General features: G+C 35.9%; 13 protein-coding genes. 11 read left to right on the top strand and 2 right to left on the bottom strand.

Features of this window, described 5'->3' with window-relative positions; genetic code table 11:
- Positions 1-49 precede the first annotated feature (49 nt).
- The gene (locus tag BEN26_RS12130; protein WP_069801092.1) at positions 50-4,513 is read right to left on the bottom strand and encodes a glutamate synthase-related protein; all 4,464 of its coding nucleotides are present in this window, start codon (positions 4,511-4,513) and stop codon (positions 50-52) included.
- A 271-nt stretch (positions 4,514-4,784) separates the two neighbouring features.
- Entirely contained in the window at positions 4,785-6,071 is a 1,287-nt protein-coding gene (locus BEN26_RS12135; protein WP_069801091.1) for a glutamate-1-semialdehyde 2,1-aminomutase, read from the bottom strand.
- Positions 6,072-6,328: 257 nt separating this feature from the next.
- Here BEN26_RS12135 and BEN26_RS12140 point away from each other — a divergent pair, with 257 nt between their 5' ends.
- The 11 genes from BEN26_RS12140 (at position 6,329) to BEN26_RS12190 (ending at position 15,460) form a co-directional block, all read left to right on the top strand.
- Positions 6,329-7,714 carry a class II fumarate hydratase gene (locus tag BEN26_RS12140; RefSeq protein ID WP_069801090.1) on the top strand — a complete coding sequence of 462 codons (1,386 nt, stop codon included), beginning with the start codon at positions 6,329-6,331 and terminating at the stop codon, positions 7,712-7,714.
- 134 nt (positions 7,715-7,848) lie between these two features.
- A complete protein-coding gene (locus BEN26_RS12145; RefSeq protein ID WP_069801089.1) occupies positions 7,849-8,658 on the top strand; it encodes a DUF421 domain-containing protein in 810 nt (269 codons plus the stop codon).
- 17 nt (positions 8,659-8,675) lie between these two features.
- Entirely contained in the window at positions 8,676-9,401 is a 726-nt protein-coding gene (locus BEN26_RS12150) for a YetF domain-containing protein (protein ID WP_068722536.1), read from the top strand.
- A gap of 20 nt (positions 9,402-9,421) precedes the next feature.
- Complete coding sequence (locus BEN26_RS12155; RefSeq protein WP_069801088.1) at positions 9,422-9,787, top strand: DUF4363 family protein; 366 nt, start codon at positions 9,422-9,424, stop codon at positions 9,785-9,787.
- Positions 9,788-9,861: 74 nt separating this feature from the next.
- On the top strand, positions 9,862-10,347 hold the full coding sequence (gene bcp, locus BEN26_RS12160; protein ID WP_255421904.1) for a thioredoxin-dependent thiol peroxidase: 486 nt from the start codon (positions 9,862-9,864) through the stop codon (positions 10,345-10,347).
- Between the two features lie 140 nt (positions 10,348-10,487).
- Positions 10,488-11,441, top strand: coding sequence for a D-2-hydroxyacid dehydrogenase (locus tag BEN26_RS12165; RefSeq protein ID WP_069801086.1), 954 nt, complete (start codon positions 10,488-10,490; stop codon positions 11,439-11,441).
- Between the two features lie 31 nt (positions 11,442-11,472).
- Positions 11,473-12,024, top strand: a complete 552-nt coding sequence (locus BEN26_RS12170; protein WP_069801085.1) for a cob(I)yrinic acid a,c-diamide adenosyltransferase — start codon at positions 11,473-11,475, stop codon at positions 12,022-12,024.
- Between the two features lie 98 nt (positions 12,025-12,122).
- Positions 12,123-12,275 carry a hypothetical protein gene (locus BEN26_RS12175; RefSeq protein WP_181482291.1) on the top strand — a complete coding sequence of 51 codons (153 nt, stop codon included), beginning with the start codon at positions 12,123-12,125 and terminating at the stop codon, positions 12,273-12,275.
- A 222-nt stretch (positions 12,276-12,497) separates the two neighbouring features.
- Complete coding sequence (gene nth, locus BEN26_RS12180) at positions 12,498-13,163, top strand: endonuclease III (RefSeq protein WP_069801084.1); 666 nt, start codon at positions 12,498-12,500, stop codon at positions 13,161-13,163.
- A gap of 83 nt (positions 13,164-13,246) precedes the next feature.
- Positions 13,247-13,675, top strand: a complete 429-nt coding sequence (locus tag BEN26_RS12185; protein ID WP_068722548.1) for a Fur family transcriptional regulator — start codon at positions 13,247-13,249, stop codon at positions 13,673-13,675.
- Positions 13,676-13,762: 87 nt separating this feature from the next.
- A complete protein-coding gene (locus BEN26_RS12190; RefSeq protein ID WP_069801083.1) occupies positions 13,763-15,460 on the top strand; it encodes a glycosyl hydrolase family 18 protein in 1,698 nt (565 codons plus the stop codon).
- Positions 15,461-16,053 lie beyond the last annotated feature (593 nt).

Below are 16,053 nucleotides of genomic sequence, written 5' to 3' on the forward strand. Positions count from 1 at the left end.
GGATGACGGAGCGCGATGGAATATACAAACCTTTTTTTACTTTTGTGGGTTAATGGTGAAGAGAGTTTGCAGGGACGATTCTTACAAAGTGTGAGTCTAAATCATTTAGTAGAAGCAAGAGTCGGCTTCCTGTTTCCTTTTGACCTGATTTAAGTAATTCTTGAATATATAGATGAAGTAATTCAGTTAAATCAGCTTTACCTTTTTCATCTAACGGAAGAATCTCTACTTTGGCTCCTTTTGCAATTCGACGTTTTATCGCATCAATATCGAGCCCAAATTCTGGCACAAGTCGTTGGTAGATTGTTCCGCCCGTCATTCCTGAACAGATCCAGGGACCCGGATCTCCTAATACCAATGCCCGGCCATTTGTCATATATTCAAAGGCGAAGCCTTTAATATTTGCTCTCTCTCCAATTCCTCCAAGATGATCCTGAAGGGGAGAAGTAATCTCTCCACCAATAATCATATCTGCACCTGATAAACGAATTCCTGCCCTGGAATCAGCATTTCCTTGAATCATAAACAATCCTTTTTGCGCACCATAGCAGAATCCTTTACCTACAGAACCATTGAGATAGACGCCATCTTTATTTGGTGTCTTCATAATACTCACTTTTCCACCATAGGCTGTCTTTCCTAACCCATCCTGCCCTCCACCTTGCAATTCGATTTTTATGCCATCGGCAAGATAGGCAGCTAATCCATTACCAGGAATAGAACCTTTTTTCAAAGTGAGTTGAACGGGTGGATGAGAACGATAGCTCCCATCTAGATAAGATCGAACCCGATTACCGGATAGATTAGTACCCAGCATCCGGTTTGTGCTATTCACGATCGTATCTACATATACATTGGCCTCAAAAGATGATTGAACATTTATTTCTTCTGCACCAACTGCTAGTGAAAGTGGTTGTGCTGCTTGTTTTATTTTGACCACTTGCTTATGAACCGTTGCCGGAACAAGTAATGGTTTTAAATCTAGCAGATCTAAATATTTCGTCTGGAACAATAAATCAGACCTTCCTACTAAATCTTGTAATGATTTACTTCCAAGTTGACCCGTTAATTCTTTAACCTCTTCTCCGATTGCAGTAAATAAACGTTTTAAATTTTCTACAGATTGTTCAAATTGTCTAGGTACAAAACGTTTCAATCCTCTTTGATTTGCTTCTTCGATGTTTTCTATTTGTGTCGCGATGCCTACATGACAAGTATCTAAATGACATCCTCTACAACTCGTACAGCCAATTGCAATCATGGCCAAAGTACCAAACCCAATGCGATTTGCTCCTAGAAGAACGAGCTTTACCACATCTTTACCACTGCGGACGCCCCCATCAGCCCATATCTCTACATTAGATCTTAATCCTGAATCGATTAGGGAAAGATGAGCTTCTTTCACGCCTATTTCAATTGGTAAACCAACATGCTGGATTGCATGCACACGTGCAGCGCCTGTTCCCCCGTCATATCCACTTAAAGAAATAACATCTGCACCAGCTTTTGCTATTCCTACAGCAATCGTCCCGATATTAGGAACAACAGGGACTTTGACAATAATTTTTGCTAAACGATTTCCTGTTTTTAATTCCGATATGATTTGAGCTAAATCTTCAATAGAATAGATATCATGATTGTTAGAAGGAGAAATCAAATCAGCGTAAGGAGTCGCATTTCTAGCGGCAGCTACCTTGTGAGAAACTTTACTCCCCGGTAAATGGCCCCCTTCACCAGGCTTTGCTCCTTGCCCAATTTTTATTTCAATCCAATGGGAGGAGTTGATCAATTCAATGTTGACCCCAAAACGTCCTGATGCGATCTGCATCCCTCGGTGTTCTGGGTACATACCTAACATATCCTTAATTTCGCCGCCTTCACCGTTTAAGCTCATCATATTGAGTTGATAAGCAGCTTCAGCATAGGCTCGGAAAGCAATTTCGTTTTGAGAGCCAAAGGACATAGAGCTAATGACAAAAGGATAATCGTGTTGCCCTATACCAATATGGACTTCGTCAGTTGGAATTGGCTCGAACCCATCCTTAAAATCAAGGATATGACGAAGTGCAATCGGGTTTTCAGATTCTTGATCACGAAGTTTTTCTTGGTAAATCAGATATGAGTCAGCTCCAGATGCCACCTGACTAATCGCCTTCCAAATCCGAGTGGTTAAACGGTAATTTCGTAATGGTTGAGTTTGATGATTAAAATCATCAGCTCGTTTTTTAGCATCCTCTTCTAAATGAGAAAAAGAATAGCCAGCTTTTTTATTTCCATAGAAATTAGGGATATTTAAAATGTCTGCAATTTCTTGATGGAATCCGATTGATGAAAATAATCGTTGATAGCCTCTAAGCTCATGAATCCCCAAGGTGGAGATCACCTTTTCGATTCCTTTATTGAGTGCATCAAAAAGGTTTTTGATTGAATCTTCTTTTTGCTTTTGTGAAACAGTAGCAAATAATAGGTAAGGAGAGATGGCATCAGCTCCCAAACCAATTGCAGTGACAATGTCATGCAAATGACGAATTGCCCCGGAACGAAGAATAATGCTTACCTTTCTCCTAAGGTTTTCCCCTTCCATGTATTCATTCTTTAAAGCCATATCGATAGAGGCAATCGCTAAGTGGGGATCTAGCCATAATTGTTTAAAACCATTGAAGAGCTCTTGGTCATCTAAAATAATCACCCTAGCCCCGTTTTTCACAGCATGTATAGCATCCTGATTTAGTTGTTCTAATCGTTCTTTTATCGATTGATCAGGATTGAAGGTTAACGAAAGGATCGCAACGAACTCTTTTGCTTCTTGCATAAAATAGGCAATGGTTTGCTCTAAAGACGTTGTTCCAAGGTCTGAAACGATATTTTGCGCTATTTCTCCTTCTAAAAGAATCGGTGTTTTAATCTCAAAGGAAATATCTCCTACTTCATGGGGACTAAAAGTTTCTCTTCCCCCTAAAATCATTCTGGTAGAGAAATGTTCAATTTCTCGTTCACGATCGATGGCAGGATTGGTAACTACAGCAACTGTTTCTTTTAAAAAGTCTGCTAGATTGACGCGTTCTTTCGATAAAATAGCTAAGGGGCCATCATATCCAAGAGATCGAATCGGTTCTTTACCAGTAGTGGCCATTTGTTCAGCCAAATCAATATGTTCCTTTTCCCAACCAAAACCAGCGTAGACAGAATTGGGGATTTCTTTAAATTCAGGATAAAATGAACTGGTTTTAGGAAAGTGGGGTGGATTTAACTTTTTTTGGTAATCTTTAATAGGATAACGAGTGTATACTTCTTTTAAAACCAATTGCTGTATTTGTTGATGGTCTAATCGTATAATCGGCTGATTTTCTTGAAGAAGAATCCCAACCTTTTCTCCAGGTGCAAAAGACTTAGGTTCACTAATCATTTGCTTTGATGTAACGATCCCTTGTTCTGAAGAAAAATAAAGGGTATCTTCTGTTTCCACTTGCCAGAGTGGACGAAGTCCAAGCGCATCTACGCTAAAGACGCATTGATTTTCATATCTAGAAACAATACCTGCTGGTCCCTGGGAAAAGGGTCCCCATAAATGTCTTAAAAAAGCATATAAATCTTTTAGGTTGGTATCAATTCTCCAAATCTCATTGTAAATAGGAGGGAAAACAAGTTCCATTACAGTGAATAAAGAGAATTGATGACGGACCATTAAGCCTTCAATCAGACGATTTAAATCTTGTGAATCGCTACCTTCATGTACAAGTGGAATATTTAACATCGTCGCTTCATCTCTTAAGCGTTGAATTGTATTAATTTCACCATTGTGTCCAAGTAAAGAGAAGGGTTGTACGCGAAAAAAGTGGGACAAGGTGTTGGTGGAGTAGCGATTATGGCCAATCGAAACTCGGGTTTCAAATAATGGGCTATTTAGATCAAAAAAATAGTGATTTAATACTTTTGCAGTGCCCATCACTTTATATACAACAGAGTGGTTACTTAATGATGCTACATGGACTTTTCGATCTTTTTCAATCTCGATTAACAGAGAAAATAACTGATTTTGTATTTCCTCTACTGGAACATTTGATATACAGGCGATCTGCCAAAAGAGAGGTTCACGTTGTTTTCCGTTAGGGCCTAATTGACTATTGTCAACCTGCTTTTCTTCCTCTAATAAGATTTCAATTTGATATTCTGCAAATTGTTTTCTAATTTTTTCTTGAATAGTTGAATAGGAATCAGCCGTGGAATCAATAAAAATATGGCCGACTACAAATTTAGGCTCATAAGCTAGCTGGGGTGATAATTGTTTAGAAGATAATTTCTCAGCCCAAAGTTTTCTTGGTATATCTGTTAGTAAACCGGTTCCATCTCCTTCTCCATTAATAAATCCGGAACGGTGTTCTAGTTTATTTAAAACATCAATTGTTTTATGAAGATTATCGTTCGTGGGAAGACCATTCTTCTCGATGACTGCAACAATGCCACAACTATCATGTTCATCGATCCATTTCATCTTATCGGTCAAACTGACCATACACCTCCTATTTATATTTTAAAATGTCATATTTGAACGTTCAAATATAATATTATTCTAAAAATTTATTAAATCATATCATGTATTTTATGAGTATACAATAGGATTTGTGATTATTTATTCGTATGTAAGCGCTTTTATTCAATTGTAAGCGTTTAAAATCTATTCGATAAACTTTGGTATCGCTAAATATAAATGAGACGGCTTTTTTAAAACAGCCATCTCATTTATGCAAAAATTATACATGTTAACTTGCCTTAAGAAAGAGCTTCTATAGTTTTGAAAAAACACGGTCAATTGCTGTCAACGTATCCTCAATCTCTTTTTTGGTATGGGAAATCGTTAAGAACCACGCTTCATATTTTGAAGGGGCAATTAAAATTCCTTCTTTTAATAAAAGCTTAAAGAACCTTGCGAATTTTTCTGTATCAGTTTGTTGAGTTCCTCTATAATCTACAACTGGATGGGAACCAAAGAAAACTGTAAATCCGCCACCTAAACGATTAATGGTGATTTCGTGTCCATATTTTTCTGCTAAATGGGTGATCCCTTCCTTTAATTGTTTACCCAGCAGATCCATTTGTTCATACAGACTTTGATCAGAAAGGACTTCAAGCGTAGCGATTCCTGCTCGTATCGATGCAGGGTTTCCAGCCATTGTTCCTGCTTGATAGGCAGGACCTAAAGGAGCTACTTGTTCCATAATCTCCTTTTTACCACCATACGCGCCAATTGGTAAACCACCACCAATAATTTTTCCAAGTGCTGTCATGTCCGGAATCACATTTAAGAGATTTTGTGCCCCGCCATAGATAAAGCGAAAGGCAGTAATAACTTCATCATAAATGACTAATGCGCCATATTGGTGGGTAAGTTCATTCACTGATTCTAGAAAACCTGGCTTTGGCATGACAATACCAAAATTCCCTACAATCGGCTCAACCAAGACTGCAGCGATTTCTTCTCCCCATCTTTCCAATGCTTCTTTTAATGGCTCTAGCTGGTTAAAGGGAACTGTAATCACATCACTAGCGATGCTTTGTGGAATTCCTGCACTATCTGGAATACCAAGTGTGGCAGGACCTGACCCTGCGGCGACAAGGACTAAATCAGAATGTCCATGATAACATCCTTCAAATTTTAAGATTTTTGTCCTTCCTGTATAAGCTCTGGCTACTCGAATGGTGGTCATCACTGCTTCTGTACCAGAGTTAACAAATCGAATTTTTTCCATAGAAGGTATGGCTTCGCGAATCATTTTCGCAAACTTAACCTCCCAAGGAGTTGAAGTGCCGTATAGGGTACCCTCAGTTGCTGCAGCTGTAATGGCTTCTACTAACTTGGGGTGGCCATGTCCTAATATTAAGGGGCCATAAGCTGCCAAATAATCAATATACCGCTTTCCATCAACATCCCACATATAAGGGCCTTTTGCTTTTTCAAAAAATGTTGGTGTGCCACCACCTACCGCTTTGTAAGAGCGAGAAGGGCTATTCACTCCACCTACAATCACTTCTAGTGCCTGCTCGTATAAGCTTTCGGAATTTACTCTAGTCATTTCTTTCCCCCTATTACGATTTCTATTTATATCCATTTTCTCCATATTAACATTTTAGCATAGAAAATACTTGTGAATGGAAGTGTCAGAAAAAAACTTTGCTTCAAATCTTCTTGAAAAAATTTGATATGATAAAAAAAACGTTTTCATAAATAGATAAGATTCAAATGATAGGGTAACGGCATAAAAAAGAAATACAAAGGAAGAGTAAAGGAAAAAAAGAAAATAGAAGGGTGAACAGTAAGGAGGCAAAACAGATGGAAGGCGAATATCGAATTCAGAGAGATTCATTAGGAGAAGTAAAAGTCCCAAAAGATGCTTATTATGGAGCGCAAACCCAAAGAGCAGTTGAGAATTTTCCGATTAGCGGACTACATTTACCTAGAAGATTTATCCGGGCTCAAGGTATTATTAAATATTCAGCAGCATATGCCAATGCCAAAGTTGGGGCTTTGGAACAAAAGAAGGCAGAAGCAATTATGCTGGCTGCACAAGAAGTGATCGATGGGAAATGGGATCATCAATTTATTGTAGATGTTTACCAAGCTGGTGCAGGAACCTCACAAAATATGAATGCTAACGAAGTGATAGCCAATAGGGCAATTGAATTGCTTGGCGGGGAAAAAGGGGATACATCAATCATTCATCCCAATGACCATGTTAATATGGCCCAATCGACAAATGATACAATTCACGTAGCGATCAACATTTCAGCAGCAGAAGGAGTACAACATGATCTACTACCCATTCTCGATGAGATTATTGAAACCTTAAATCAAAAAGGAAAAGATTTTTACTCTATCATCAAATCAGGGCGAACTCATTTACAGGACGCTGTTCCAATGAGATTAGGTCAAGAATTTTATGGTTATCAAATGACGTTAGTTGAAGCAAAGAAAACCATTGTGGAGAGTTCAGATTTACTTTATCAGATCGGTTTAGGAGGAAATGCAGTAGGTACTGGAATTAATGCTCATCCTAACTATGCCGAGTTAGCAATTGACCAGGTAGCAAAGTTAACAGGTTTACCTTTTAGAACACCTGAAGATCGCTTCATGTTTATGCAAAATACGCAGGGTGCAATCAAATTAAGTGGGGCGTTAAAGAATTTAGCTGTTCATTTAATCAAAATTGCAAGTGATCTTCGCCTCCTTAGCTCTGGTCCAAGAACAGGATTGGCTGAAATCACACTCCCAGCAGTGCAACCAGGTTCATCGATCATGCCCGGAAAAGTAAATCCTGTAATGGCTGAGATGATGAATATGATCGGAAGCCAAGTGATCGGCAATGATGCAACCATTACCTCTGCTGGTCAAGCGTCTCAATTGGAATTAAACGTGATGATGCCTGTGATTGCTTATAATCTATTACATTCCATTCAAATTCTGAGCAACGGAATCAAAGCCTTTAATGATCGTTCGGTAAAAGGAATTCAAGCGAATCCCAAACGCTGTGCTGAACTAATGGAACAAAGTTTAGCTTTAGCCACTGCCCTTAATCCGGCGATAGGTTATGATAAAGCAGCAGAAGTAGCCAAAAAAGCTTATGCAACTAGTAAAACAGTAAGAGAAGTTGTAAAGGATGAAGGGATTCTAACAGATGAGCAAATTGCTCAATATTTAGATGTTAACAAAATGGTATAGAAAAACAAACCCACAAAAGTAATCGGAATACGCTTCGAAGGAAGATGTCACTTTTGTGGGTTTTGTTGTGTTTGTATAAGCAGAGTGAAAATAGCGAAATCTATTATAGATAAAGAAAAAGGGGGAATAGATAGATGGAATGGCTTAGACTTGCTGGCCTTAGTATCACTATGATTGCCATTGGCTTTTTTGTATTGAAAGTTGTATTCAAAAGAAGTTTCAGTGAGATGCCCACTTTTCAAATTTTTTTACTGATTATGCTTACCCATATCCTATCTGAACCAATTCGTACAGATCATTTTGCAGAGCTGATTATTCCAGCAGGAATTATTACTGCAACAGCTGCAATCTATTCCTATCTCTTACGGTCAAATAAATGGGGCAGGAAATTAAAGGCAGAGCCCATTGTTCTTGTAAGACATGGGAATATTGATGAACAAGGTTTAAATAAGGCAAAAATCACGTTAACGGAAATGTTAGCAGAACTTCGTTACAAAGGATTTAGTCATGTAAAAGATGTGGAATTTGCTATTTTGGAAGAGACGGGGAAAATGAGTGTCATTCCTAATTCATCCAAAAGGCCATTAACACCTAATGATATTTCCTATGTGCCCGGATATGAGGGTTTGCCTGTGCCATTAATCATCGACGGTGTCATCCAATATGATAATTTGGCTAAAATAAACCTATCACCGGAACAACTTTTTACAAGATTATCTTTGCAAGGATATAGCGAAGAAATGATTAAAACGATTTCTCTAGCTGTGTTAGATGAAAAGAACAATCTAATCATTGATCAGAATGATGATACAAACCAAGGAAACATACCACAAGACCAACAACGAATGTTCACCCATATTTATGAGGATACGATGCAGGTGCAAAAAAAAGAGCCAGAAGATCAAGATTTAGGGATCGTAGATGACTATATTAAACCGCAGTGAGAAGGAGTCGTTTTAAAATGGATGAATCGATTGTAACAATTGTTCGGTCAGTCATCGCATTTACCACCCTATTGATATTTACCAGACTATTAGGTAAGCAACAAGTGGGTCAACTTACCGCATTTGAATATGTGGCGGGAATTACCATAGGATCAGCGGCTTCATCCCTAAGTATAGACCTCTCAATAAAACCATTACCACAATGGCTTGGACTTGCCACTTGGGTTGTTTTAGTTTGGTTATTACAGCGTTTAGCGATTAAACACCGATGGATGGCCAAAGTGGTAGATGACCAACCTACTATTCTTATTCAGCATGGTAAAATTTTAGAACAAAATCTCAAAAATTTAAGGTATCGTTACGATGAACTGTTATCGCAGTTACGAGATAGAGATATTTTTGATATTACACAGGTAGAATTTGCTTTATTAGAACCTGACGGTAAATTGACAGTGCTTAAAAAGGCTGAATATGAACCTGTGACTAGAAAGGATTTACAAATCATTGTTCCTCCAAATCAGCTTATGACAGAAGTTATTTTAGACGGGAAAATCATTGAACAAAATCTTCAGAACAGAAAAAAAACGAGAGAATGGTTACAACAACAGTTGCAAGCACAAGGAATTGATGATTTTTCACAAGTGAGTTTTGCTGTAATCTTACCAAATGAACAATTATATATAGACAAATTTCCCGATGCTATCCAATCAATGGAAATCGGGGATTTTAAGGGGCCATATTAAAACATATTAGGAGGTCTCAAATGAAAAAATGGGTTATTTTTGTAGTTGTATCTCTGATACTTCTAATCTTTGTTGCAATGATGGGTAGTGGAGTTTTTTTAAAGAAGTCATTAACCAAACAAGACGATGTAATAGGGCAAATCAACAAAGTTGAAAAATTGGTAGATGAAGGTAAATGGAAAGAAGCTGATCAAGAATTAAAACAAGGGTTTAAAGCCTGGGAAAAAGTAAAAAACAGAATTCAATTTAGTGTAGAGCGAGATTTCTTAGAGGAAGTGGAAAACGAAATGGCGACAATGAAGGGGGCTATAAAGGCAAAAGATCAAAAAACGCTGATCACCACGATTGAACGATTAAAAATAATCTGGGATGATCTAGGGAAATAGGATGCCTCACCTTAATAATTGATTTTAAAAAAAGACATTGTTACAATGACTATAGGTGAAAGGAGTAGATGATTTTGGCAAAAGCAGAGGAAATATTAACAATTGGAGAAAAGGCTCCAGATTTTACTCTACCAGCTAGTAATGGAGAAGAAGTAAGTCTTAAAGACTTTAAGGGGAAATTTATTGTTCTATATTTTTATCCAAAAGATAATACACCAGGTTGTACAACAGAAGCCTGTGATTTTAGAGACAGTCATGACGAATTTAGCAATTTGAATGTGGTCATATTAGGTGTTAGTCCAGATCCACTAAAATCACATGCTAAATTTATTGAAAAATATCAATTACCTTTCTTATTACTTTCAGATGAAGATCATCAAGTTGCAGAAAAATATGGAGCATGGGTATTAAAGAAAAATTATGGACGTGAATATATGGGAATCGATCGCTCCACTTTTATCATTGATAAAGAAGGGAATTTATTAAAAGCATTTAGAAAAGTAAAAGTGAAAGGGCATGTTGAAGCTGCACTTGAATTTATCAAGTCCTTACAATCATAATAGAATGCTATAAAGTCATCCTTAGGGGTGACTTTTTTTGCGTTTTCTACCTCAAAAATAGACTTTGAAAGACAGGAAAAATCAATGTTCAACTAGAAATATATAATTATGTATACTATTTGAATAAGAGGTGGGGGAGAATGAAAATCGTATCGTCAGCGAAAATGAGTGAAAAACACCAACTAAATTTAAAAACAAAGTACCCAATGGTACAATTCTTCTTTTTCGATGATATAGCGGGGGCGGAGGAAGAGTTAAAAACAGCAGACGTTTTGATTACATATGGTGAGGACTTGACAGCTGAAGTCATAGAACAAAGTAAAGATTTAAAGTGGATCCAAGTGATTAGTGCAGGTATAAACAAAATGCCATTTGCTAAGTTAATGGAAAAGAACATTTTAGTTACAAATGCCAAAGGCATCCATTATAAACCAATGTCAGAGTATACCATGGGTGTTATTTTGCAGTTAGCTAGAAAGACAAATGAGATTTATAAAAACCAACTAGCTCATCATTGGAATCGTACCATTCGCGTAGCTGAAGTAAACGGAACTACTTTAGGTGTGGTTGGTTTAGGATCAATTGGTCAGGGAATCGTGGAAAAGGCTAAGGCATTTGATATGCGTGTAATTGGAATGAATACCGATGGAAGACCTGTTGACCATGTCGAAAAAGTATATAGACCATCACAATTAAAAGAATTATTGGCTGAAAGTGATTATGTTGTCGTTATTGTTCCTTTAACAGACAAAACTTATCATCTCATCGGTAAAGAAGAATTGCAAGCGATGAAAAATACCGCATACTTAATTAATATTGCTCGTGGTGAAGTAGTGGAAGAGGAAGCTTTAGTAGATGCACTTAAAAGTAATCAGATTGCCGGGGCTGTCTTAGATGTTTTTTCTGAAGAACCTTTGCCATCTGAACATCCTTTTTGGTCACTAGAAAATTGTATCATTACACCTCATTTATCTGGCAGATCTCCTAAATATATGGAAAGAGCGTTAGAGATCTTCGTGTATAATTTAGATCAATATTTAGACAAAAAAATAGATCAAATGCTAAATAGGGTTGAATTAAGTAAGGGATACTAGGCTCTATGAATATGAAAAAGAGGTGGTCTTTGTGGCTAAAATCTATACGAAAACTGGAGATCAGGGATATACATCTTTAACAGGCGGGAAAAGGGTGAAAAAAAACGAATCGATGGTAGAAGCTTATGGCACAGTAGATGAGGCCAACTCCATGATTGGATTAGTATTAGCTAAAATCGACCAGAATAATGAATTGGAATTGTTAAAAAATATGCTATTAAACGTTCAACACGACCTTTTCCATGTGGGTGCCGAACTCTCAACACCGGCTGGTGAAAAAGTATATTGGCCATTAAATACTAAACAAATTGAAAGGCTCGAACAATATATTGACAAGTTAGATCAAGAACTCCCTCCATTACAACAATTTATTTTACCTGGTGGAAGTGAAGCAGGGGCGACACTTCATTTGGCGAGAACCATGATCAGAAGAGCGGAGAGAAATGCCATCTCTATACCACAGATAAAAAAAGAAGCTCTTGCTTATTTAAATCGATGTTCAGATTTTCTATTTGTTGCTGCCCGCTGGATAAATATGAAATCAGGAAAGAAGGAAAATCATTTTACTCCAATTCAGTACTAGTATTTTCTTAGTTCCCTCCATTTTCCACCTAAAATTAGGAATGGTCTTTTGGTTAGAGGTAATACTAACTCTTGTAAAAGGAAAGGAGGGAAAAGATTATGCCAAAACAACAAAAACAACAAAAATCTGCTCAACAAAGTGCATTACAAAATGCAGCTCAACAAAGTGTAGCTCAAAACGCTCAACAAGAAGCTCCAGCACAATCCTTTACTCAAAATACTTACAATAAGGATGACCAAGGAACAAAATAATTAGAACTAAAGAACATATAAGAAGAGTGCAGGAAATCCTGTGCTCTTTTATTTTTTAATAAAGAAAGTAACATTAGCATCTTTACAATATAACAATTACATTTTATGATAAAAAAAACATATTCAGTCATAAAGGCTGAATATTTTTCATTATTTAGACGTTTTTAAATGACAAAAATTCTTAAATGACATGATATACTTTTTAATAGAAATAGGTGGATTATGAAAAATTTAAAAGATGTTGAATTGCCAAACCGTGTACCGACCGAAAAAATTTTAGAAACCTTAGCGAATTTATATCCAGAAGCCAAATGTGAATTATTGTTTAGCAATCCTTTTGAACTGCTAATTGCCACAATGCTATCAGCTCAGGCAACAGATAAGAAAGTAAACCAAATTACACCACATTTATTTAAAAAATATAAAAAACCTGAGGATTTTCTTCATTTAACACAAAAACAATTAGAGGAAGACATCAAAGAAATCGGTTTATATAAAACGAAGGCAAAAAATATACTTGAGACTTGTCGGATTCTATTTGAAAAATATAATGGGGAGGTGCCAAAAGATCGGGAAATCTTAGAATCTCTTCCAGGAGTAGGGAGGAAGACGGCAAATGTTGTTTTAAGCAATGCTTTTGGTATTCCCGCAATTGCGGTGGATACCCATGTGTTTAGAGTGTCTAATCGGATTGGCTTAGCTCAAAGTGATAAAGTTTTAGAGACAGAACAACAGCTAATGAAACGCATACCCAAAAAATTATGGTCCGATGCTCATCATTGGTTAATATGGCATGGAAGAAGAGTATGTACAGCGAGGAATCCTAAATGCAATTTTTGTCTAGTTCTTCCCTATTGTAAATATGGTAAACAAAATACAAATAGATAATAAATTAAATTACTTTTTTAAAATTTATTCGAATTTCATGTGATAAATTTCACAAAAAATTCAATTTTAATGAGAGGAGAATGATGATGCCAAATACAAGCCTAAAAAAAGCCCTAGATCATTTAAAAAGTCAAGGAATTCGTATGACACCGCAAAGACATGCAATACTATCCTATTTATGTCAAACAATGTCACATCCAACTGCTGATGAAATTTACAAAACCTTAGAAAAGAAATTTCCTAATATGAGTGTTGCTACAGTCTATAATAACTTGCGGGTATTTAAAGAGTCAGGGTTGATTAGGGAACTTCCTTTTGGAGATGACTCTAGTCGTTTTGAAGCAAATGTGTCAGAACATTATCACATTATTTGTAAAAATTGCGGACATATCGAAGATTTTACTTATCCTTGTATTACTGATATTGAAGAAATTGCAGCAAAAGCAACAGGATTTAAAATCGATTCACATTGCGTTGAGTTACATGGTTTGTGCGTTGAATGCCAAAAATAAAAAACATCCTTTGGGATGTTTTTGGCATTTTCTATCCCACGTTTTTAAAATCACTGTTATGATAGGAGAAGGGATAGGAGGTAACGAATGGATAAGGTATTGATTCAGACGAATAAAAAGGCACCTAATTTATTTGTTAGAAGTTTAAAGATAACAGCAGTTCTTATCTTTTTAATTAGTTCATTAGCCTTTGTTTATTTTATACCCAGCTTTGAAAAAGCAGAATTAAACCAAAGTGGCAAAATACAAATTTATTATATGGGTAATCTAATGGATGGACAGGCTCTTTATAAGGATAACCAACTTTATTTACCCATTCGTTTTATTCAAGAACAGATTGATCCAACCCTTCAATGGGATCAAAAAGAGAAAATAGCAATCGTTACTACAAATAAAAATGTTTTTCATTTTCCTCTAGGCAAAAAAGAAGGTTTGCTAAACCTAGATCCTTATAACTTTACTTATCCACTAATTGAGGAAAATGGAGAGATTTATCTACCAATTGACCCCATTCAACAATATTATGATTTACAAATTGTTCAATTAGATCACTCTATAATTAATATTCACGATTTAAAGAAACCTATTCAACAAGCTATAGTTTTAGAAACAACGAAACTTCGTAAAGAGCCCACCTTAAGATCTCCTTGGATTTCAGAAATTGAACAAGGGGAAGAGATTAATATTATAAAAGAAGAACAGGGTTCGTACTGGATAGAAACAAAAAATGGACTTATGGGGTATGTAGATAAAAGATTCGTTCAGTTAACATCGATCTTAACAAATGAAATAAAAAAAGAAATATACCAACCATGGAATCCGATTGGAAGTCCTATTTTATTAACATGGGAGTATGCAAGCAATAAGACGGTTAATCCAGAATCTATAGGTAATTTGTCTGGGTTACAAGTTGTATCGCCAACATGGTTTCATTTGCAAAAAGATGGTCTAGTAAAAAACGTAGCAGATAAAAAATATGTAGAATGGGCGCATAAAAAAGGCTATCAGGTCTGGGGATTATTTTCAAACAGCTTTGACGCTAAATTAACGAATAGTATGCTAAATGACCCGAAGTTAAGAATAAAAGTAATCAAACAGTTATTAAGTTATGTGGAATTATATCAATTAGATGGAATTAATGTAGATTTTGAAAATGTTTATTTAAAGGACAAAGAGGAGCTTGTTCAATTCTTAAGAGAATTAACCCCTTTATTGCACGAAAAAGGAAGAACAGTATCTATAGATGTTACAGTTAAATCATTAAGCGAAAACTGGTCTATGTTTTATGATCGGAAAAAGATTGGGGAAATTGTAGACTATGTAATGTTGATGGCATATGACGAACATTGGGCAACAAGTCCAAAAGCTGGTTCTGTGGCTTCGATTCCTTGGGTAGAGAAAGGAATTAAGGGTATTCTTGAAGAGGTACCAAATGATAAATTGATTTTAGGTGTGCCTTTTTATACACGATTATGGAAAGAAGAGATTGATGAAACAGGAAATAAAAAAGTAACATCAAAGACTTTTACAATGGAACAAACAAAAGAATGGATTAAAAAAAATAATGTGGAAATTCAATACGATTCTGGATCAGGTCAGCATTATGTTGAAAAAAAGGAAGGCTCTATCACTTATAAGATTTGGTTGGAAGATCATTTCTCTATGCAAAAACGTGTTGAACTAATGAAAAAGTATAGATTGGCTGGAATAGCTGCCTGGAGAAGGGGATTTGAGGAAAAGGAGTTTTGGCCAGTTTTTTCAAATTTTATTAAAAAGCCATCTTAATATAAAATAAGTTTGTATACTGCTTATGGAATATACAAACTCAAATGATAAGGGGAAGAAAAGTTATACTTTTCTTTATTTAAAAAAAGGCCTCTCATAAAGAGAGGCAAAGAAATATATAAATTTCAGGAAGAGTAAAAGAAATGTACTTTTTTATTATAAAGTATTTTTTAACTATGTCAATAGTGTTTACTTCGAAAAAGTTTTTTGAAACCAATTGACAAGAAAACCATGTCCATGATAAATTATAAAAGCTGTTAAGTGATTTAAAAGATTAAAAATAAATTGTAATCTAAATCACACAAGGTAATTATAAAAAAGTATTGACACAAAATAATGATTCATATTAAGATAATTTTCGTCGCTTTTAACAAGCTTAATACTTGAGATAAGTGATGAAAAAGTTTTTAAAATGAATGATTGACAAATGAGCATCTTTTATGGTAAACTAATTTTTGTCGCTAAAATTGCTCTTTGAAAACTGAACAGTGTAAAAGCCAAGCGTACCACAGAAATGTGGACCTAATCAATTTATTAGAGTTAAGGATAACTTTTTATGCCCTTGTGATGATGCTTCTGTAGCTGAATCACAG

Origin of the sequence: Tepidibacillus sp. HK-1, assembly GCF_001748485.2 — a bacterium.
Taxonomy (GTDB): domain Bacteria; phylum Bacillota; class Bacilli; order Tepidibacillales; family Tepidibacillaceae; genus Tepidibacillus_B; species Tepidibacillus_B infernus.

What these genes read in the sequence shown, in the direction of transcription:
- BEN26_RS12130 (WP_069801092.1), bottom strand. Translation starts at nt 4,513, where the DNA reads ATGGTCAGTTTGACCGATAAGATGAAATGGATCGATGAACATGATAGT.
- BEN26_RS12135 (WP_069801091.1), bottom strand. Translation starts at nt 6,071, where the DNA reads ATGACTAGAGTAAATTCCGAAAGCTTATACGAGCAGGCACTAGAAGTG.
- BEN26_RS12140 (WP_069801090.1), top strand. Translation starts at nt 6,329, where the DNA reads ATGGAAGGCGAATATCGAATTCAGAGAGATTCATTAGGAGAAGTAAAA.
- BEN26_RS12145 (WP_069801089.1), top strand. Translation starts at nt 7,849, where the DNA reads ATGGAATGGCTTAGACTTGCTGGCCTTAGTATCACTATGATTGCCATT.
- BEN26_RS12150 (WP_068722536.1), top strand. Translation starts at nt 8,676, where the DNA reads ATGGATGAATCGATTGTAACAATTGTTCGGTCAGTCATCGCATTTACC.
- BEN26_RS12155 (WP_069801088.1), top strand. Translation starts at nt 9,422, where the DNA reads ATGAAAAAATGGGTTATTTTTGTAGTTGTATCTCTGATACTTCTAATC.
- BEN26_RS12165 (WP_069801086.1), top strand. Translation starts at nt 10,488, where the DNA reads ATGAAAATCGTATCGTCAGCGAAAATGAGTGAAAAACACCAACTAAAT.
- BEN26_RS12175 (WP_181482291.1), top strand. Translation starts at nt 12,123, where the DNA reads ATGCCAAAACAACAAAAACAACAAAAATCTGCTCAACAAAGTGCATTA.
- nth (WP_069801084.1), top strand. Translation starts at nt 12,498, where the DNA reads ATGAAAAATTTAAAAGATGTTGAATTGCCAAACCGTGTACCGACCGAA.
- BEN26_RS12185 (WP_068722548.1), top strand. Translation starts at nt 13,247, where the DNA reads ATGATGCCAAATACAAGCCTAAAAAAAGCCCTAGATCATTTAAAAAGT.
- BEN26_RS12190 (WP_069801083.1), top strand. Translation starts at nt 13,763, where the DNA reads ATGGATAAGGTATTGATTCAGACGAATAAAAAGGCACCTAATTTATTT.